The sequence below is a fragment of the Paenibacillus sp. FSL L8-0158 genome (assembly GCF_038592965.1).
Lineage (GTDB): Bacteria > Bacillota > Bacilli > Paenibacillales > Paenibacillaceae > Paenibacillus > Paenibacillus polymyxa_D.
The window spans coordinates 3,876,798-3,896,701 of sequence record NZ_CP151949.1 but is presented as its reverse complement, the minus strand read 5'-3'; the positions used below and the strand labels follow the sequence as shown (position 1 = coordinate 3,896,701).

17 protein-coding genes are annotated in these 19,904 nt (G+C 46.0%); 15 read left to right on the top strand and 2 right to left on the bottom strand.

Annotated elements, in window-relative coordinates; genetic code table 11:
* Positions 1 to 697 precede the first annotated feature (697 nt).
* From NSQ68_RS17125 to holA, 3 genes are all read left to right on the top strand, one after another.
* Positions 698 to 1,246, top strand: a complete 549-nt coding sequence (locus NSQ68_RS17125) for a sigma-70 family RNA polymerase sigma factor (RefSeq protein WP_013311184.1) — start codon at positions 698 to 700, stop codon at positions 1,244 to 1,246.
* Complete coding sequence (locus NSQ68_RS17120; RefSeq protein WP_342426614.1) at positions 1,243 to 2,706, top strand: anti-sigma factor; 1,464 nt, start codon at positions 1,243 to 1,245, stop codon at positions 2,704 to 2,706. The genes NSQ68_RS17125 and NSQ68_RS17120 overlap by 4 nt, the downstream gene beginning before the upstream one ends.
* Before the next feature lie 213 nt (positions 2,707 to 2,919).
* Positions 2,920 to 3,951 carry a DNA polymerase III subunit delta gene (gene holA, locus NSQ68_RS17115; RefSeq protein ID WP_029515366.1) on the top strand — a complete coding sequence of 344 codons (1,032 nt, stop codon included), beginning with the start codon at positions 2,920 to 2,922 and terminating at the stop codon, positions 3,949 to 3,951.
* Between the two features lie 138 nt (positions 3,952 to 4,089).
* On the opposite strand, the gene rpsT is transcribed toward holA, so the two are convergent.
* On the bottom strand, positions 4,090 to 4,362 hold the full coding sequence (rpsT, locus tag NSQ68_RS17110) for a 30S ribosomal protein S20 (RefSeq protein ID WP_013311181.1): 273 nt from the start codon (positions 4,360 to 4,362) through the stop codon (positions 4,090 to 4,092).
* A gap of 198 nt (positions 4,363 to 4,560) precedes the next feature.
* Here rpsT and gpr point away from each other — a divergent pair, with 198 nt between their 5' ends.
* The 6 genes from gpr to NSQ68_RS17080 all read left to right on the top strand — a co-directional run bounded on the left by gpr (position 4,561) and on the right by NSQ68_RS17080 (position 11,705).
* Positions 4,561 to 5,562: a GPR endopeptidase gene (gene gpr, locus NSQ68_RS17105; RefSeq protein ID WP_029515365.1), complete on the top strand. Its 1,002-nt coding sequence runs from the start codon at positions 4,561 to 4,563 to the stop codon at positions 5,560 to 5,562.
* 222 nt (positions 5,563 to 5,784) lie between these two features.
* Positions 5,785 to 7,044, top strand: a complete 1,260-nt coding sequence (locus NSQ68_RS17100; RefSeq protein WP_342426613.1) for a stage II sporulation protein P — start codon at positions 5,785 to 5,787, stop codon at positions 7,042 to 7,044.
* Between the two features lie 27 nt (positions 7,045 to 7,071).
* Complete coding sequence (locus NSQ68_RS17095; protein WP_342426612.1) at positions 7,072 to 7,590, top strand: hypothetical protein; 519 nt, start codon at positions 7,072 to 7,074, stop codon at positions 7,588 to 7,590.
* Positions 7,591 to 7,661: 71 nt separating this feature from the next.
* Positions 7,662 to 9,476 carry a translation elongation factor 4 gene (lepA, locus tag NSQ68_RS17090; RefSeq protein WP_029515362.1) on the top strand — a complete coding sequence of 605 codons (1,815 nt, stop codon included), beginning with the start codon at positions 7,662 to 7,664 and terminating at the stop codon, positions 9,474 to 9,476.
* 407 nt (positions 9,477 to 9,883) lie between these two features.
* Complete coding sequence (gene hemW / locus NSQ68_RS17085; protein ID WP_311079089.1) at positions 9,884 to 11,071, top strand: radical SAM family heme chaperone HemW; 1,188 nt, start codon at positions 9,884 to 9,886, stop codon at positions 11,069 to 11,071.
* Positions 11,072 to 11,228: 157 nt separating this feature from the next.
* Entirely contained in the window at positions 11,229 to 11,705 is a 477-nt protein-coding gene (locus NSQ68_RS17080) for an N-acetyltransferase (protein WP_307347079.1), read from the top strand.
* 106 nt (positions 11,706 to 11,811) lie between these two features.
* Here NSQ68_RS17080 and NSQ68_RS17075 read toward each other — a convergent pair whose 3' ends face one another.
* Positions 11,812 to 11,982, bottom strand: coding sequence for a hypothetical protein (locus NSQ68_RS17075; protein ID WP_342426611.1), 171 nt, complete (start codon positions 11,980 to 11,982; stop codon positions 11,812 to 11,814).
* Between the two features lie 329 nt (positions 11,983 to 12,311).
* Between NSQ68_RS17075 and hrcA the strand changes: the two genes are divergently transcribed.
* From hrcA to dcuR, 6 genes are all read left to right on the top strand, one after another.
* A complete protein-coding gene (gene hrcA / locus NSQ68_RS17070; RefSeq protein ID WP_029515358.1) occupies positions 12,312 to 13,343 on the top strand; it encodes a heat-inducible transcriptional repressor HrcA in 1,032 nt (343 codons plus the stop codon).
* A gap of 121 nt (positions 13,344 to 13,464) precedes the next feature.
* On the top strand, positions 13,465 to 14,037 hold the full coding sequence (gene grpE / locus NSQ68_RS17065) for a nucleotide exchange factor GrpE (RefSeq protein ID WP_342426610.1): 573 nt from the start codon (positions 13,465 to 13,467) through the stop codon (positions 14,035 to 14,037).
* A 111-nt stretch (positions 14,038 to 14,148) separates the two neighbouring features.
* Positions 14,149 to 15,993, top strand: coding sequence for a molecular chaperone DnaK (gene dnaK, locus NSQ68_RS17060; protein ID WP_029515356.1), 1,845 nt, complete (start codon positions 14,149 to 14,151; stop codon positions 15,991 to 15,993).
* Positions 15,994 to 16,240: 247 nt separating this feature from the next.
* Positions 16,241 to 17,371, top strand: a complete 1,131-nt coding sequence (dnaJ, locus tag NSQ68_RS17055; protein WP_307347068.1) for a molecular chaperone DnaJ — start codon at positions 16,241 to 16,243, stop codon at positions 17,369 to 17,371.
* 154 nt (positions 17,372 to 17,525) lie between these two features.
* Entirely contained in the window at positions 17,526 to 19,181 is a 1,656-nt protein-coding gene (gene dcuS / locus NSQ68_RS17050) for a DcuS/MalK family sensor histidine kinase (RefSeq protein WP_342426609.1), read from the top strand.
* Positions 19,174 to 19,881: a two-component system response regulator DcuR gene (dcuR, locus tag NSQ68_RS17045; RefSeq protein WP_165148991.1), complete on the top strand. Its 708-nt coding sequence runs from the start codon at positions 19,174 to 19,176 to the stop codon at positions 19,879 to 19,881. The genes dcuS and dcuR overlap by 8 nt, the downstream gene beginning before the upstream one ends.
* The last annotated feature ends 23 nt before the right edge of the window (positions 19,882 to 19,904 follow it).

The following is a 19,904-nucleotide window of genomic DNA, read 5'->3' as shown; positions in this document are numbered from 1 at the left end:
ATCTGCATGGACAGTAGCTGTAAGCTTTGATAGAATCATATGATTAATGAGAGTGAGAATCATTATTAACTGGGGGGTGTGAGTTGTTTAAAATTTAAAGCTTCAGCTTGTTTGTTCATCATTTCGTTAATGATAGTATTGAGCGCATGCGCTACAAGTGGGGGTAAGACTGGAACGGAAAGCAGTCAATCGACTGCTGCCAAGACCACATCAACTGGAGATGAAGCTGCCACACGTACATATGAAAGTGATGAAGGTACAATTACTCTTCTTATTTAATGTTGGGTATTAGAGGTGACGGAGCAGACCAAGGAAAAGATATTTTATCTAAAAGTGTGTGGAAGAACCTTTCTGCCGTTAAATCAGGTAAAGTATATCAATACTCAATCGACGATTTTTATTTTCAAGATCCGATTGCTCTGACTTATCAATTAGAACGCATATCGGATTTTTTGGTTTTCAAGAAGTAACAATATGATCTTGTAGCTCGATAGGCTAGCATTTAGATGTAGTAGGAGCTAGGGGAAGGTGACTACCTTCCCTTTTTCTGTTATTCTTAGGGAGGATACGCTGGGGATTCTGGGCTTTTTGGTATAATTTTTTTAGTTGAAAAAATAAAATTAGTGTCAGACGTCTATCCTGCAACAATTTGTAAAAGGGATACGTCTGTAATATTGCAGGGAGAGGGGGATCCTTTGTGGTAGAGCAGGGACTCATTCGAGCCGCTCAATCGGGCGATCGCGACGCTCTCATTACCCTATTAAGAGAGATAGAACAGCATGTGTACCGTACGGCATATTACATTCTAAACAATGAGCAGGACGCCATGGATGCTTCACAAGAAGCCCTCATACGGATCTATTCCAAAATTAACTCTTATGAGGAAAAAGCGCAGTTTAAAACCTGGGTCCAACGCATTGTAACGAATATATGCATCGACAAATTCAGAAGAACGAAGCCCTCGGTTTCCATTGACGAGCACGACATGATATTCAACGATCCCCAAAATGTGGAGGTCGAGGTGTTGACCTCTTACATGGCACAGGATGTTCGTGAGGCTATACAACAGCTTCCGGAGCACCACCGGACGGTAATTGTCCTAAGATATTTGCAGGATTTCTCCTATAACGAGATTGCAGATTCTCTGGATTTGCCGCTAAATACGGTCAAGTCATATTTGTATCGTGCAAGACAGCAATTGCAAGGGCTACTTCAGGAATATCAGAAAGGTGGTGTATCAGGATGAAGTGTGGGGAAGAGGTGATGGATTGGATGCAGCGTTATGTGGATCATGAGCTGGGCGAAGAAGAGACGTCCCAATTAATGAACCATATTGCGACTTGCCCGGACTGTGCGGAAAAATTTCTTATTCTTCAGACACTCTCTCGCGAGCTGGAGGAATTGCCTGCGGTTTCCCCGGCGTTCAGCCTGGTGGATTCCATCATGCCTCAGCTTGATGCCATTGACCGCGCACGTGAAGAGCAGGGAAGTGCGCTTCAGGAAATGCAGCCTGTGGCTGTAGAGCCTGGACCAGTGCCTAGACAACGTACCCAGCCTATACCTTGGTGGAATCGAATGGCTGGGCGTGCTGCTATGGGCGTGGCTGCCGCTGCTGTTGTACTGGGGATTGTAGTATTTAACTTCGAGCCTAAAACAGTGCAGGATGCGGAAGGCATACTTACTACCCAGTCGCCCGAAGTGACGAATCCGCAGAATCAGACGGAAACTCTTCCAGGTACAGCCAATGGCAGTGGAGGACATGATGCAGCCATTGGTTCGGATTCTACAAAGAAGCCGTCAGAGCAGGGGCAAGAAACGGATGCATCTCAGCCACCTGCGGATAAAGATCCTGGCCTGAGCAAACAAGGTGCAACCAATGCAGACGATGAAAATAACTCTTCCAAGCGGGATGCTGGGAAACGTGACGATCAGCGAGCTGGGGAGGAAGATTCGACGAAGTCTGCACCAGCCGAACATTCTTCTCGTCAGGATGAAGGGCAGGGACAGCTACGTACGGATCGTCAGATGACAAAAGAAAATCCGTCTGCTGGAGATGCTCCTAAATCTGAGGACAAACAGCTAAGCCAGGAAAAATCTGATCAATCCACGATTGCTCCCGATGAACAGTTGAAACCGAAAATGGAAAAAGCACCCCTAGCGGGTACGGGTACCGCTCAGGACGATATTAATGGTAACACAAATACGAATGATTCATCTTCGTCGCTTAGTCAGGATTTGAAGGTACAGGATCGAATTGCGTCAAATGAAACGTCGAAAGAAACGACTTCCAGAAGCATCACCAAGGATTCGGGCAATGCCTTGGGGACGGATAGCAGCAATGCAGCTCCTAATGATCAGCAATCATCCGTGTCACAAGACCCGGTTCGTAAAGAAGGCTTTGTATCTAATTCACTGGTCTCTCCGGACAACAATAATGCTTCCAGCTATAGTGCCCAATCTGCCTCTACAGATCAGCTCAACTCGCCTGATGGTAGCTATGCGGTGGCTATTGAGGGCAAAAAGCTGAAAGTGTATAAGCTTTCCGATAACGGTGTAGACCGAACAACACTGGAAGTCCGTACTCTAAAAGGTGCCTGGGTCAAAGGAAGCTGGTCAGAAGACAGCCAGACCTTTATGTATGAGACGGAGCAGGATGGGACTGCAAGTAAATATACGTACACCGTTCCGCGCAGCACTGGAAAATAGTTTCCGTAAGTTGACACACTTTTAAAAACAGGGAATAAACTATATGAACCGACGTCGTATCCCGACGGCCGAAAGTTTCTAGAGCTTTCTGCTGCCGTGTTGATATAGATGGTGGTGAAGGGATCCTGCCTATAGGTAGGGTCCCTTCGTTTGTGTCATGACTTGCCTTCCGCTCGGATGTCGGGTACGATCATTGGGTGGGGGGAACGGAAAATGGATGTAAAAACAGCCTCTAAGGCTATTCGCAAAGGCGACATTTCGCCAGTGTATTTGCTATACGGTAGTGAAAAATACCAAATGAAGCAGTTTGTTGAGATGCTTAAAGAGAAAGTGGTGGAAGAGGAGCATCGTGACTTCGCCATCATTCCTTATGATTTAACCGAAACGCCAATTGAGGTGGTTGTGGAGGAGGCGGAAACAGCGCCTTTTCTGGTTCCAAAGAAGCTGATTATTGTACGGGATACCAGTGTATTTGCAGCAGGCAAAGATAGCGGTAAGATAGAGCACCGGCTTGAGACGCTGTTGACTTATATGGATAACCCGACTGACTATAGCGTCATTGTTTTTACGGTTCAGGCTGAAAAGTTGGATGAACGGAAAAAGATTGTCAAAAAGCTAAAAAGTGATGCTTCGGTTATTGCCTTTGCTCCAATGGGGGGAGATGATCTTGTGGCTTGGATCCATAAGCGTGCAGGAGAAAGAGAAGTGCAATTGGCTGCAGGAGCTGCTGAAAGCCTCATTCAATTCACAGGAACCGGGCTACAATCTTTGGCTGCCGAGATAGACAAGCTCTGCTTGTACGCAGGAGCACAGGGAACGATCTCATCGGCTGATATAGAATCCCTGGTGCCTCGTAACACAGAGCAAAACGTATTTGCGATGGTTGAGGATCTGGCTAATTTGCGGCTGGATAAGGCGCTCAGTATTTTTTATGAGTTGCTTAAGCAAAAAGAGGAACCGATCAAGATTGCCGCTTTGATCACGCGACAGTTCCGCATTATGTTGCAAGTCAAAGAGCTGGCAGGTCAAAGCTATTCCCAGCAACAAATTGCCAGTCAGCTTAGTTTGCATCCTTATGGGGTGAAAGTTGCAGGGGACCAAGCGCGGAGGTTCCGTCCTGAGCAGCTGCGTCAGCTTCTCTACGAATTGGGCGAGCTGGATTATCATATGAAGACAGGTGTCGTTGACAAGGTACTGGGACTGGAACTATTTTTGATGAAAATGGGTGCGGGGGCTTCAATCTAATTCCGTCCATGTGCTGTTATAGAGTCAGCTAATGTAGCGTGGAAAGCTGACTCTATTAATAAAAGTTATAAACTAAAAAAACCTGATCAGCCAAGGCTGGTCAGGTTTTTTTCATTAACGTATGAAAGTAGCTCTTGCTTACGCTTGAGCTGTAAGAGCGTTAAGTTTTTTCGCCAAGCGAGATTTCTTGCGAGCAGCTGCATTTTTGTGGATCAGGCCTTTAGTTACAGCCTTGTCCAGCTTTTGGGAAGCTACTTTGAAAGCAGCAGCAGCAGTTTCAGCTTCGTTACCTACCAACGCTGTATCGGCAGCTTTTACTGCTGTACGAAGCGCAGATTTTTGGGAAGCGTTCAACGCACGGCGTTTGTCGCTAGTTTTAACGCGTTTGATAGCGGATTTGATGTTTGGCATTACATTCACCTCCTGTAAAGGCATTACTTATGAACACAAACGTTTCACAACTTAAAATATTTTAGCATGCCACACCTCAAATTGCAATAAGAAAACATTATGAGACGATGCGAATTACAGGATGAAAATGGATGTGCATAAACCTGTTGGGTGTCTCGCACACTATAGTCAAAGATGGCATCCAAGGAGGCTTAAAAGATGGATCTGGATTTGCAGAAGTACGCGGTACGCACGGATTTGGCATTAGAGGCAAGAGAATTGGCCGAACGGGATCAGCCTGTACCTCTGGCGGGCATCAGTGAGAACGTGGAGGAAGATGACGGAATCAAAATCACACGGCTGGATGTACTGAATGAAGAAGGAGCCAACCGTATTGGGCGGGTACAAGGGCATTACGTCACGCTGGAAGTACCCGGCTTGCGTGAAGGTGACACAGGGCTCCAGCAACGTGTAGCTATTGCATTTGCAAAAGAAATGGAGCATTTTATACAAAAAATAGGGATTTCTAATACGGCAAAGGTACTGGTGGTAGGTCTGGGAAACTGGAACGTCACTCCCGATTCACTGGGTCCGCTTGTCGTTGAGAATTTGATGGTGACTCGTCAATTTTTTGAACTGACACCTGATCAAATCAACCCGGGCTATCGGGATGTGAGCGCAATTGCGCCGGGCGTCCTGGGTATTACGGGGATCGAGTCCAGTGAAATCGTTCAAGGCATCGTGGATCGCACAAAGCCAGAACTGATTATTGCCATTGACGCACTGGCGTCACGTTCACTGGAGCGTGTCAATACGACCATTCAGGTGGCCGATATCGGGATACATCCGGGTTCAGGTATTGGCAACAAGCGGCGCGGTATCACCAAGGATATTATGGGTGTTCCGTGTATCGCTATCGGCGTTCCAACGGTATGCTACGCTTCGACCATTGTCAATAACGTAATTGAACTGATGAAAACACATTTTACCAAAGAAAAGGCTTCTACAAAAGCAATCCTGGGGATGCTAGACGATATTTCAGAACCTGAGAGACTTGGGCTGGTGAGAGAGGTCCTGCAACCGCTGGGACATGATCTGATTGTAACTCCTAAAGAAATTGATGAATTTATTGAAGATATTGCGAACATCATTGCTACTGGATTGAACGCTGCTCTGCACGAAGCTGTTGATCCTGGCAATGTCGCCGCATATACGCATTAATCAAGGGTTGATAAAATCGCATTTCACACAAAAGTCTCTATTTAACAGGAATCTAATCTCTTTCAAAAAGGGAGGTGATATACCTGTGGTAGAGATTTTTTGTGTTCTAGTAATTGTTCTCCGTTCATAGAGTTGAAATATAAGAGATTTCCGCAGCAGATAGGAACCCTATGTTCCGAATATAAAGCGGGTTTCGACGGGACGAAGGAGGACAAGGCTCACATGAAAAAAATTCAGACCTGGAACGTCGGAAGATGGAGAAGAAAAGGTATCGAAATTTTGGCGATGGGACATACGCTTGTGCTGCTGATCATGGGCTCGGCGCTTTTATTTGTCATTTTGGGGCTAGGGGGATTGGCAGAAAATCGTCTACAAACATCTCCTGTTTCTTCGATGAAAGGATTGGCAGGCTCGGTGTCCAGCGGTTTTTTTGCGGATATGCTAGGTATGGAAGTACCTCATTTGGCACAAAAGAAGCAGCAATCTTCGTTGTCGGGTGAACAATGGTCGCCTTTTGTTTTTCAGATGCTTACAGGTATTAATCCGCAGGATCCCAAAAGTCTCATTTCTCGTGAGATTCCTGGCATGTCTGCAGGAGCACCTGTCTTGCTGCGCAAGGGTTCGGGGAACATCAAGGTAGAGGGTCCTACGGATTATCAGCCCGATCAGGGAACGGCGGATACCCCTGGTGGCTCAGATGCATCTGAGAACCCACCGACTAACACGCCGGATATTCCAACAACACCGGAAACAGATCCGGTACGTGAGGATCATCCAGGTGATACGGCCAAAGGGGACAAGCGCATATTAATCTACCATTCTCATCCCAGAGAAGCATATAACCCACTACTCAGCAAAACCAGTTCCAATCCCAATTCAGGTTCTAAATCAGCCAATGTGTCAAGGGTAGGGGACTTTGTAAAGAAGAGGCTGGAAAAGCAAGGGATATCCACACTGCATGTAAACAAGGATTATGCTACTACAGTTCAAAATTACAATTGGAACTATTCCTATAAATATTCACGCGAAACAGTTAAGGAAGCTTTAGCTGGAAATAAAGGTTTAACTTATTTGCTTGATATCCATCGGGATTCACAACGTCATGGAAAAACAACAGCAACCATTAATGGACTTTCTTATGCCAAGGTGTATTTTATTATCGGACATGACAACAAAAATTGGCGCGAAAATGAAGCTTTTGCTGCTCGTATTCATGAAAAACTGGAAAAATCATATCATGGCGTATCACGTGGTGTATGGGGGAAAGATGGTGGCAAAGGCAACAACGGTGAATACAATCAAAGCTTGTCTTCGCATAGCATTTTAATTGAAATCGGGGGTATTGATAACACCGAGGAGGAGTTGAAACGCACCTCGGACGTTTTGGCGGATATGATCGGTGAAGTGTATTGGGAAGATCAGAAAGCACAGAAAGCGGGCACTAACGTATCGGATACAAAAAAGAGCAACAGCGGCAATTAAATGAGGTAGCGGTAAGGGGGAAAGGTAATGTCTGGACATTTTCGTAAGAAAGCACTTGGATTTGTACTGCTCATGGGGGCAGGCATTTTACTCGGTATGCAACTGGCAGGATCTGGCCTGCGTTCAGTGTATGGACCTGAATGGAACGGGGATACGAGTCAATCGGTAAATCAACAGAAAATTGCATATGAACAGACGGTTATTGAGGATACACCCGCAGCCGCGGCTAACGCTCGTGCATATAGCGGCACGTATAGCACAAGTGGAGAAGTTAAGGTTGAGCCGAAAACGGAAGCGGGTATAAATGAAGCTGGTGGAAGGGAAGAAAATGAGGAACATACGGAGCTCGGGGCATCCAGGTGGTATTCGACGACTGCGCAGCATGTCAATACTCAGGGCCTGGAGACACCACGTGAACTGCTAACCGTCAAGGGACAGCAAGCCTCGGTGGATACCATGGCGGACAAAACAGCTGGACTGCTTCAAAACCTGTCGAGACAGGGCATTCGATGGGTCGTATCTGTATTTGATGGAGTAACAGAATAGAAATATTGCTGACCCCCCTTACAACTGCTATAATAAGCTGATTGACACTAGGCATTGTGTGGGGGTAAGGCATGACTGACATTTTGGCAAGACAACGTAAAATTCGGAACTTTAGTATCATTGCACATATAGACCATGGTAAATCCACGCTGGCTGACCGGATTCTAGAATATACCGGTGCACTCACTTCCCGTGAAATGCAGGAGCAAGTGCTTGACCAGATGGAGTTGGAACGGGAGCGCGGAATTACGATTAAGCTCCAGGCAGTGCGACTCACTTATAAGGCCGATGACGGCGAAGAGTACATTTTGAATTTGATTGATACACCGGGACACGTCGATTTTACGTATGAGGTATCCCGTAGTTTGGCAGCCTGTGAAGGTGCTTTGCTGGTAGTAGACGCCGCGCAGGGAATCGAGGCACAGACGTTGGCTAACGTATATTTGGCGTTGGACAACAATCTGGAGATTTTGCCGGTGCTTAACAAGATTGATTTGCCAAGTGCTGATCCTGAGCGGGTAAAGCAGGAAATCGAGGATGTTATCGGCTTGGATACGAGCGAGACCGTACATGCCTCAGCCAAAGCTGGAATCGGCATCAAGGAAATTTTGGAACAAGTGGTCAGAAGTGTGCCTGCTCCGCAAGGTAATCCGGATAATCCGCTCAAGGCACTCATTTTCGATTCGCACTATGATCCTTATAAAGGCGTTATCGTATATGTTCGCGTTGTGGATGGTAGTATCCGAGCCGGTTCGAAAATTAAAATGATGGCGACTGACAAAACGTTTGAGGTTATTGAAGTTGGTGCTTTTATGCCACGTATGAACATCGTGGACGAGCTGAACATCGGTGATGTTGGCTTTATCGTTGCCGGTATCAAGCATGTGGGTGATACGCGTGTGGGGGATACGGTGACAGATGCAAAAAATCCAACATTAGAACCGATGCCAGGTTATCGGAAAATTAATCCGATGGTATATTGCGGCTTGTATCCAATCGAAACATCGGAGTATAACGATCTGCGTGAGGCGCTTGAAAAGCTACAACTGAACGATGCTTCGCTGAGTTTTGAGCCGGAAACATCAAGCGCGTTGGGTTTTGGCTTCCGTTGCGGATTCCTTGGTCTGCTTCATATGGACGTTATCCAGGAACGGATTGAACGTGAATTTAACATTCCGCTGATTACAACGGCACCAAGTGTTATTTACCGCATAAAGTTGACGAATGGGGAAACGATCCAGATCGACAATCCATCGAATTATCCGGAAATCGGACGGATTGAACATGTGGAAGAGCCCTATGTAAAAGCAGGTATTATCGTCCCTAATGATTACGTAGGTACGGTGATGGAGCTTTGTCAAACCAAACGTGGTGAGTACGTAAATATGGAATACCTGGATACGACACGGGTAACCATTACGTATCAAATTCCGCTGTCTGAAATCGTATATGATTTCTTCGATCAGCTTAAATCAAGTACCAAAGGCTATGCTTCCTTTGACTATGAGATTTCAGGCTATCGCCAGTCCAACCTGGTGAAAATGGATATTTTGTTGAATGGCGAGCAGGTCGATGCGCTGTCGTTCATCGTGCATAGAGACCGGGCTTATCATCGCGGACGTATTATCTGTGAGAAGCTGCGCGAGCTAATTCCGCGTCAAATGTTCGAGGTGCCGATCCAGGCATCTGTAGGAACAAAGGTTGTGGCGCGTGAAACCGTTAAGGCGATGCGTAAAAACGTCTTGGCCAAATGTTATGGCGGTGATATTTCTCGTAAACGGAAGCTGCTTGAAAAGCAAAAAGAGGGCAAGAAGCGTATGAAGCAGGTCGGTAACGTAGAAGTACCTCAGGAAGCATTTATGGCGGTACTGAAAATAGATGAGTAAAGTTGCTTGAAGTATTCGTCCATTCTTTCATGGGGCATTTGCCGTGCATGGAGAATGGACGTTATTTATTTGAGCAAGCTATCCAGAGATGGAGTGTTTGTTATTTCGGTTGCAAAAATAGATAGCAACAGTATCTTAGCGTACTTCTATAGATGCTTTACTCTTACTGTAACACCTACACCACAAAAAAATGACCGATGATGGTGGGTAGCAGCGGAGTGGATGGAATCGTTCTGAAGAAGCGTTAGCGTTCGCCTTTATCCCCGGATTTTACCCTATTAAGTTTATTTACAAAGAAAAATCCGGGGGGAACAGTGATCGGAAGAATGATCCATTCACGGAGCGTCTCCCCCCTCTTCGCCATTTTTTTTCAATCACCACACCCTGAATTGACAAGGAGGATCGGCATGACCGCATCCATACAAAAACATGAATATTCATCCGCGCCTCAAGCGGTTTACCTGCATATACCTTTTTGCACGAATAAATGCTTTTACTGTGATTTCAACTCTTATGTGCTCAAGGATCAACCTGTTATGGAATATCTGTATGCACTGGAACGGGAGATGGAACATACAGTCAAGCTTCACCCGCCGGGAGAGATTAAAACCATTTTTGTCGGGGGCGGAACACCAACTACCCTAAATCCGAAAGAAATGGAATATTTCCTGAAGAGCGTCCGAACCTACTTCCCACATTGGGCGGAAGATATTGAGTTTTCCATGGAAGCCAATCCAGGCACCACTGATTTTGAAAAACTCTCTGTGATGAAGGAAGGCGGCGTCAATCGACTCAGCTTTGGAGTACAGGCTTTTCAGAATGAGCTACTCACAGGCATAGGTCGTATTCACAGTACAGATGACGTATATCGTAGTTTGGAAAACGCACGTAAGGTTGGCTTGGACAACCTGTCGATTGACCTGATGTTCGGTTTGCCGAATCAAACAGTGGACATGCTGCATGAAAGCGTCAGTAGAGCGCTAGAGCTGGAGCTTCCTCATTACTCTATCTACAGTTTGAAGGTTGAAGAAAACACACTTTTCCATACGCTGTACCAGAAAAATCAGCTACCGCTTCCACATGAGGATGACGAACTGGAGATGTATTTACTCCTCATGCGTCGCATGAAAGAAGCGGGCTATGAGCAGTATGAGATTAGTAATTTTGCAAAACCAGGCTTGGGGAGCAAGCACAACATGACCTATTGGCGAAATGAGGACTATTACGGTCTTGGCGCTGGGGCACATGGATATGTTGGCAGAGAGCGCCATATGAACATTAAGGGCATTAATCCTTATGTAGAGGCTAGTCGTAATGGTTTGCCACGTCTGGATAGCTTTGAGGTGCCAGCGGCGGAAGCTATGGAGGATTTTCTTATGGTCGGTTTGAGAATGCTAGAGGGCGTTTCCAAGTCTCGCTTTGAAGCTCAATTCGGTCAGGCGTTGGAGGATACGTTTACTGCTCCTCTCGGAAAAATGCTCAACGCGGGGTTAATCGAATCGATTGAGGACGGTTATCGTTTGAGTGAACGTGGCATTTTATTCGGAAATGATGTATTTGCAGAGTTTATTGGTTCAATCACGGTAAATTCATAAGTTGTAGGCTTCAATAGAGCACGTTTCACCTTCGTAAGCTGGGACCATCACTTTATTACACCATTCTGTCACAGCAGGGTAAATGGAGTATTGCGATTCTATGCGTGATGTTGTATATTTATTCATTATATGCGGCAAGCGGCAGGAGGAGAGCAAGATGGCTTCAGTGTGTAAAGATGTATTTTGCAGAAGTGCGGTTCCTGAGGATGTGGAGCCTTTATATCAAATGATTAGCGGCTATGCAGAGCAGGGGATTATGCTGCCACGTTCGAGGGAAGTGCTAACGCGCCAACTGGAGCTGTTTATTGTTGCAGAGGTGGACGGTGAAGTTGTTGGTTGTGGTTCTTTATGCAAATTGGGCGCTGATCTGGTAGAGATTCGCTCCCTTGGCATCTCTGAGGGACATAAAGGTATGGGTATTGGCTCCAAGCTCGTGGAGGGCCTTATGATAGAAGCACGGCGGCAACGAATTCCTAAAATTATGGCATTGACCTACGAGGTCTCCTTTTTTATAAAAAACGGTTTTGATGTAGTAAGTAAAGAGATTTTCCCTGAAAAGGTATGGACCGACTGCATTCATTGTAGTAAACAAAACAATTGTGATGAAATCGCAGTGTTGAAAGTACTGAACTGACCTGTCAATAATGAGGTCAGTTCTTTTTTCATTAGGCCGCAATCGTGCGTATGGTATACAGCCTACATTGTTTAATACTAGTTCATTTCTCGTATGTTTTGAGCAATCACCAAATGAATTGATGATGAGGCTCCAGTTCGGAAGGTATTCCATTCAGGCTTCTTATGGGATGATCCTTATGATAATCAGTATCATTATAAAAGTATGCAGTACCGTCTAATGGAACTTGTTGTTTATATTTATACAAGGCGGCTAGGTTGCGGCGATTAGTTTTCAAATTTAATTCCTCCTTAAGGAAAAGAAGTTGTAAAGGTATAAAGATGTAGTCTCGAACAAATTTTCTGTTTTTAGAATCTCTATACATAAATACGGTATTAATATGATGAATAATGAGTTTTTCCTTAAAAAAGTGTAAATGGTTTGCATTCGCTGTAGTAAACTAAACTGCTGTAATAAATCTTGTTTATTGAAAATACTGATCTGACTTGACAATGATCAGGTCGGTTTGGTATTTTTGTATTATCGGTTAGCACTCAACGCGAACGAGTGCTAATGATTCCATTTAACAATCATGCTATTATGGATAAACGACAAGGGGGGATTCGCTTGTTAACCGAACGTCAGAGACTCATTCTGAATGCGATTATTGATGACTACATTCGTTCGGCTGAGCCAGTGGGTTCCCGCAGCATATCCAAAAGGCAGGATGTCGGATTCAGCCCGGCCACGATCCGTAATGAAATGTCGGATTTGGAGGAACAGGGCTATCTGGAGCAACCCCATACTTCTGCGGGACGCATCCCGTCTCATAAAGGCTATCGTTATTATGTGGACCATCTGGTTCCACTGAATACACTGAAGCCTATGGAAATGCGGGAACTGAAAGCCTTTTACGCCGAAAAGCTGAATGTAATGGAGCAAGTGATCCAGCATGCGTCAGGCATTTTGTCCCATATGACCAATTATACTTCCATCCTGCTTGGGCCGGAGGTTTTTCATACTTCATTGCGTCATTTTCAGCTACTGCCGCTCAACGAAACGACGGCTGTGGCGATAATCGTGACCAATACCGGTCAGGTGGAGAATAAAACGGTAGATATTCCACCGGGAATTTCGATTTCCGAGATGGAGAAGGTTGTGAATTTACTGAACAGCAAGCTGGTCGGTGTGCCGATTTATCAGCTTAAATCACGCCTTTACACCGCACTTGGTCAGGAGATGGAGAAGCATGTGTCTCATTTTGAGGACGCTATGAAGGTGCTGGATAAAGCACTGGATAATGAATCGGATCAGCGCTTGTATTTGAGCGGTGCGACAAACATGCTTAATCAACCTGAATTTAAAGATGTAGAAAAGGTTAAACATATTCTCGATCTGCTGGAGGAAACACCAACGCTGCTTAAACTAATGACACCAGTTGTCGGGGCACCTGAAATTCAAGTCCGCATCGGCACTGAAAATGATCATGAGGCGTTTGCCAATTGCAGCCTGATTACTGCTACGTATGCAGTAGACGGAGAAGCGTTGGGCACTATAGGCATACTGGGTCCGACACGGATGGAATATGCGAGAGTTATTAATATTTTGGGTATCCTGTCTAAGGATTTGACCGCAATGCTAACGCAGCGGTTTAAATAGAACAAGACCGCATAGGTTGCGGTACTACATGTTCCGCGCCGGGATACGGTTTGTATCCTGCGCGGGTGCATTGTTGCGTGTTTTTGTAGAGGTAGTTATGACTTGAAGGAGGTGAAACATTTTGAAGGAAGAACAAGCGTTCCAAGAAGAAAAAAAACAAAATGTAAGCACAGAGGAAGCCGCCGAAACGAGCCAGCAGGAAGAGCCGGTTAATGAAGCGGCGGCACTGGAAGACCAAGAAAGCGAAACAGAGCTAAATAAGCTTCGCGCTCAGGCGGAAGAGCATCAGCAACGGTTTTTACGTGCTCAGGCGGATTTTGATAATTTTCGCCGTCGTACGCTGAAAGAAAAAGAAGACCTTGCCAAATATGCATCTATGAAGCTGGTTACCGAGTTGGTGCCTGTTTTGGATAACTTCGAGCGTGCGCTGGCAACAGCACCGCAAGGAGCGGAGTCTGAGTCATTTAGCAAAGGCGTGGAAATGATTTTCCGCCAGTTTGAGAGTGTGCTTCAGGCAGAAGGAGTAACGGCCATGAATTCGGTGGGACAACCGTTTAATCCTGATTTCCATCAGGCTATTATGCAGGTGGAGAGCGAAGAGCATGAGGAAGGCATTGTTGTTGAAGAGGTACAAAAAGGGTACATGCTGAAGGACAAGGTGCTTCGTCCAGCGATGGTAAAAGTGAGCATGTAGCTTTTTCAATATACATGAGGATTTTTCGAAATTCTGACATTAGAAATACATCATTTTGATTCAACCATTCTGGCCTGCGGGCCTCGTATATACAGAAGGAGGAATTGTCCGATGAGCAAAGTAATCGGTATTGACTTAGGTACAACCAACTCTTGTGTGGCTGTTATGGAGGGCGGCGAAGCGGTCGTTATTCCAAATCCGGAAGGCGCACGCACAACCCCTTCCGTTGTTGGTTTCAAAAAAGATGGAGAACGTACTGTAGGGGAAACGGCAAAACGCCAAGCAATTACGAACCCAGATCGTACAATCATGTCCATCAAGCGTCACATGGGTACAAATCATAAAGAAAGCATCGACGGCAAAGAATATTCCGCACAGGAAATTTCCGCTATGATTTTGCAAAAACTGAAATCCGATGCTGAAGCTTACCTGGGACAAACAGTTTCTCAAGCTGTTATCACTGTTCCAGCTTACTTCAATGACGGTCAACGTCAAGCAACCAAGGATGCAGGTAAAATCGCTGGTCTGGAAGTTCTGCGGATTGTCAATGAGCCAACAGCAGCTGCATTGGCATACGGTATGGAAAAATCCGAAGACCAAACGATCCTGGTATATGACCTGGGTGGCGGTACATTCGACGTATCCATTCTGGAACTGGGCGATGGTTTCTTCGAAGTTAAAGCAACAAGCGGTGATAACAAGCTGGGTGGCGATGACTTTGACCAAGTGATTATTGATTACCTTGTAAATGAGTTCAAAAAAGATCAAGGCATCGACCTGAGCAAAGATAAAGCTGCTGTACAACGTCTGAAAGACGCAGCGGAAAAAGCGAAAAAAGAATTGTCTGGCGTACTGACAACGACGATTTCTTTGCCGTTTATCACAGTAGCTGATGGCGTTCCACAGCATTTGGAGCTGAACCTGACTCGTGCGAAATTTGAAGAATTGTCTGAAGGTCTGGTAGAACGTACTTTGGGCCCTACTCGTCAAGCGATGAAAGATGCAGGCATGAGTGCCAGCGACATCGACAAAATCGTTCTGGTCGGTGGTTCCACACGTATTCCGGCTGTACAAGAGGCAATCAAAAAGCTGACAGGTAAAGAGCCTCACAAAGGCGTAAACCCTGATGAAGTGGTAGCTTTGGGCGCGGCAGTTCAAGCGGGTGTCCTGACTGGTGATGTAAAAGACGTCGTTCTCCTTGACGTAACTCCACTGTCCCTCGGTATTGAAACCGCAGGTGGCGTATTTACTAAAATGATTGATCGTAACACGACAATCCCTACGAGCAAATCGCAGGTGTTCTCGACATATGCCGACAATCAGCCTAGCGTAGAAATTCACGTGCTGCAAGGTGAACGTGAAATGGCAGCAGGCAACAAAACACTGGGTCGTTTCCAATTGGGAGATATCCCTCCAGCACCACGTGGTGTACCACAAATCGAAGTTACCTTTGATCTGGATGCGAACGGTATCGTAAACGTATCTGCTACAGATAAAGGGACAGGCAAAAGCCAAAAAATTACGATCACATCTTCCAGCGGCTTGAGCGACGAGGAAGTAGAACGTATGATGAAGGATGCCGAGTTGCATGCGGAAGAAGATAAAAAACGCAAAGATTTGGTAGAAGCGAAAAACGCTGCGGATCAATTGATCTACTCTGTAGACAAAACGATTAAAGATCTGGGCGAAAAAGCGGATGCAGGCGAAGTCGAAAAAGCAAATGCAGCTAAAGAAAATCTGCAAAAAACGCTGGAAACCGACAACCTGGAAGATATCAAAAAGGCTACTGAAGAACTGACTGAAATCGTTCAGCAATTATCTGTGAAGCTGTATGAGCAAGCTGCTCAAGAAGCACAGGCTCAACAAGGCCAAGACGGCGCAGCAGACAGCAAAGGCCGTGACAATGTGGTTGACGCGGACTATGAAGTTGTTGACGAAGACCAGAAGAAAGACTAAGCTACGGATCGGGTAGTGGTAGCTTTACGGTACACCGATGCGTTATGATATACTGAATAGTAATTGCAGCGTAGCTGCCTTGATAAATAACAATTAGCCGAAGGGTAACAGTTATTTCCAAGATAAATAAGCATATTACGGGTTGTACTGCCTTGAAATGATGGGAAGGTCAAAGCCGGGTCATCCCGTGCCTTTGGCTTTCCTTTTATATGTAGTGCAGACACGTTGTAGGCATGGGGGTGGAACATTGGCTGATAAGCGTGATTATTATGAGGTGCTGGGCGTCGCGAAGGGCGCTTCGGATGATGAAGTCAAAAAGGCTTACCGTAAGCTTGCGCGTCAGTATCATCCGGACGTGAACAAGGCTGCGGACGCGGAAACTAAATTTAAAGAAGTCAAAGAAGCTTACGATGTTCTCAGCGATGGTCAGAAGCGGGCAAGATATGACCAGTACGGTCATGTAGACCCGAACCAGGGCATGGGAGGCGGCTTCGGTGGTGGTGCCGACTTCGGTGGCGGATTTGGCGATATTTTTGATATGTTCTTTGGTGGCGGCGGCAATGGTCGACGTGATCCGAATGCACCGCAGCGTGGGAACGATCTTCAATATACGATGACGATTGAGTTCAAGGAAGCAGTGTTCGGTAAAGAAACCGACATTCATATTGAACGTACGGAAACATGTGATACGTGTCACGGTACGGGAGCCAAAGCGGGTACTCAACCACAAACCTGCTCCGTCTGCCACGGCAGCGGACAGGAAGAAGTGGTGCAGAATACACCGTTTGGTCGTATGGTTAATCGACGCGCCTGTTCCAATTGCGGCGGTTCCGGTAAAATCATTAAAGAAAAATGTACGACTTGTAGCGGTTCTGGTCGGGTACGCAAGCAACGTAAAATTCATATTCGCATTCCAGCGGGTGTGGATGACGGCGCACAAATGCGTATTAACGGTGAAGGCGAAGGCGGTGTCAACGGAGGACCTGCAGGTGACTTGTACGTCGTGTTCCGTGTGAAATCGCACGACTTCTTTGAGCGTGAGGGAGACGATATCTACTGCGAAATTCCGCTGACATTCTCACAGGCAGCATTGGGAGATGAAGTCGAGATTCCGACGTTGACCGAGAAAGTGAAGCTGAAAGTTCCAGCAGGTACGCAAACAGGTACTTACTTCCGTCTTAAAGGAAAAGGTGTGCCAAAACTGCGTGGCGTAGGTCAGGGTGACCAGCATATTAAGGTAGTTGTGGTAACGCCTAGCAAGCTGAGTGAGGAACAAAAGGACTTGCTGCGTCAATTCTCTTCGCTTAGTGGAGAGCAGACACATGAGAATGAGCAGTCTTTTTTTGACCGTGTGAAGCGCGCCTTCCGAGGCGACTAAGCCAATTAGAAATCGCGGAGCTTCAACCATGAACCAAAGGAAACTATTCCGCAATTGCGGGGTAGTTCCTTTTTTTATATTCACGTAAACACATACATAACCATTTTTGTATAGGCATGTTGAACTATTGAGACTTAATATCAAGTAGAAAGGGGTGAGTTCCATCGGAAATGTACAGCTCAAGCTGCGTCGGGGTAAACCGCTATTAAAGCTTAGAGGCCTAATTACACTGCTAGTATGTTTAGTTATGGCACTTGTGCTTCTGCCTGTAACCCTGTTATTTGCGGAGAGAGTGGAGCAGGAAACTGAGAAGGGACTGGAAGAAAAGGCAATGTCCATCGCGCGTACACTCGCCCATTCGCCGCTTATTGTCGAGCAATTGCAAGGGACAGGTTCGTCTCTTTCCATGCAGGAGTATGTAAAGAAGGTCTCAGCAGCAAATCACATCCAGTTCATCGTGGCTATGGATATGAAGGGAATTCGTAAAACGCACCCGGATGCTAGGAAGATCGGCAAAGCCTTTGTCGGCGGAGACGAGTATACTGCACTTCATGGCCATGAGAGCGTGTCCGTTGCGAAGGGTACATTGGGCTTGTCCATGCGAGCCTTTTCCCCCGTGTTCAGTTCAACGGGGAAGCAGGTAGGGGCGATTGTTGTTGGTATATCCATGCAAGATGTACAGATGGCTCAGGAAGGCAACAACCGTCTTATTGTTATCGCCCTTGGCATCGGAATGTTGATTGGCACTGGAGGTGCGGTAGTGCTGGCTCGTAAAATCAAAAATATGCTGGTCGGTCTGGAACCGCCGGAAATCGCACGCTTGCTGGAGGAACGCAGCGCTATGCTGCAATCCATCAAGGAAGGAGTTATTGCGGTAGATGAATTCGGTCGCGTCATGCTGATGAATGCAGAAGCGATTCGTCTACTTAGACAAGCGGGGATTGAAGATTTCTCATTCTCCGGACAGGAAATCACCGTTTATCTATCCGCTTTTCGATTGCAAGAGGTCCTGGAAGCGAGTACTCCACAAATGGATGAGGAAATGGAGCTGGGTGGAATAACCTTGCTGACCACCAGTGTTCCGATACGGGTCAAAGGAGCAATTGTGGGAGCAATTGTAACCTTTCGGGATAAAACGGAAATGAACCAGCTGGCAGAACGTTTGACAGGAGTGTCCCTGTACACGGAAGCACTACGTGCGCAGGCTCATGAATTTATGAACAAGCTGCATGTCATTATGGGGATGGTGCACTTGCAAATGTATGATAAACTGGAGCATTACATTATGGATGCCGTCGAGCATCATCAAGTGGAAATTGGCTCTATCACCCGGCAGATCAGGGACCCGGTTATGGCAGGGTTTGTGTTGGGAAAATTAAGCCGGGCCAGAGAGGTAGCGGTAAGTTTTGAACTGACTCCAGGTAGTTACTTGCCCGAATCCAGTCAAACTCAAACGACGCATGAACTGATTACTATTCTTGGCAATCTGTTTGATAATGCTGTGGAGGCGATGGAATCTTTGGAGCACAAGCGGATTACCCTTTCACTTTATTATGAGGAAAGCCAGAAGAACGGTTATCTGACCTGTATCATGTGCGACAATGGTCCAGGTATACCGGAAGGGCTTGTGAAGGCTATATTTGAAAAAGGTTTTTCGACCAAGGGAGAGTCACGAGGGATGGGTCTTTATCTGGTGACGCAAAGCGTGAAAAGGTTACAGGGAAGTATAAAGTTGATCCCAGCCGAGCAAGGGTGCTGTTTTCAGATTACGATTCCATACATTATAGCGGGGAATGATGAACATGATTAATGTCCTGATTGTAGAAGATGATCCGATGGTAGCGGAATTTAACCGCAAATATATGGAGCAGGTAGAAGGTTTCCGATGTGGGGGGTGGGCTTCTTCTGTGGAAGAGGCTAAGAAATATATAGCTGAACAAGCCATTGATCTGATATTGCTAGATGTGTATATGCAGGAAAGCAATGGCCTCGATTTACTGTCATTCATACGGGAGACAGGTGTAAATATAGATGTCATTGTCATCTCGGCTGCAAGTGACATGAACAGTGTCAAAAAAGCGATGAACTTCGGCGCGGTGGATTACTTAATTAAGCCGTTCCACTTTAACCGTTTTTTGGAGGCCCTCACGGGGTACCGAGAGCACATTAGCATCGTGCGTGAGCGCAGTCTACTTTCTCAGGAGGAGCTGGACCGACTGATTTATCATAAAAGCTTGACTAAAGACTTGGCACGATTGCCCAAAGGCATAACTAAATCCACGCTGGCTATGATATGGAATTGTATCCAGCGGCACAATAAGGTGCTATTTTCCACCGAGGATATTGCGGAGAGTGCAGGGATATCCAGGGTGTCTATGCGCAAGTACCTGGCTTTTATGACAGAGATTGAGGCTCTTTCCATGGAAACCATATACGGTACTATAGGACGCCCTGTTTACCAATACCGAATATTGCCACAGGCAGAAGACATCATGAATAGTTTTATTTAAACCTTCTTTCCGATTACTTTAAT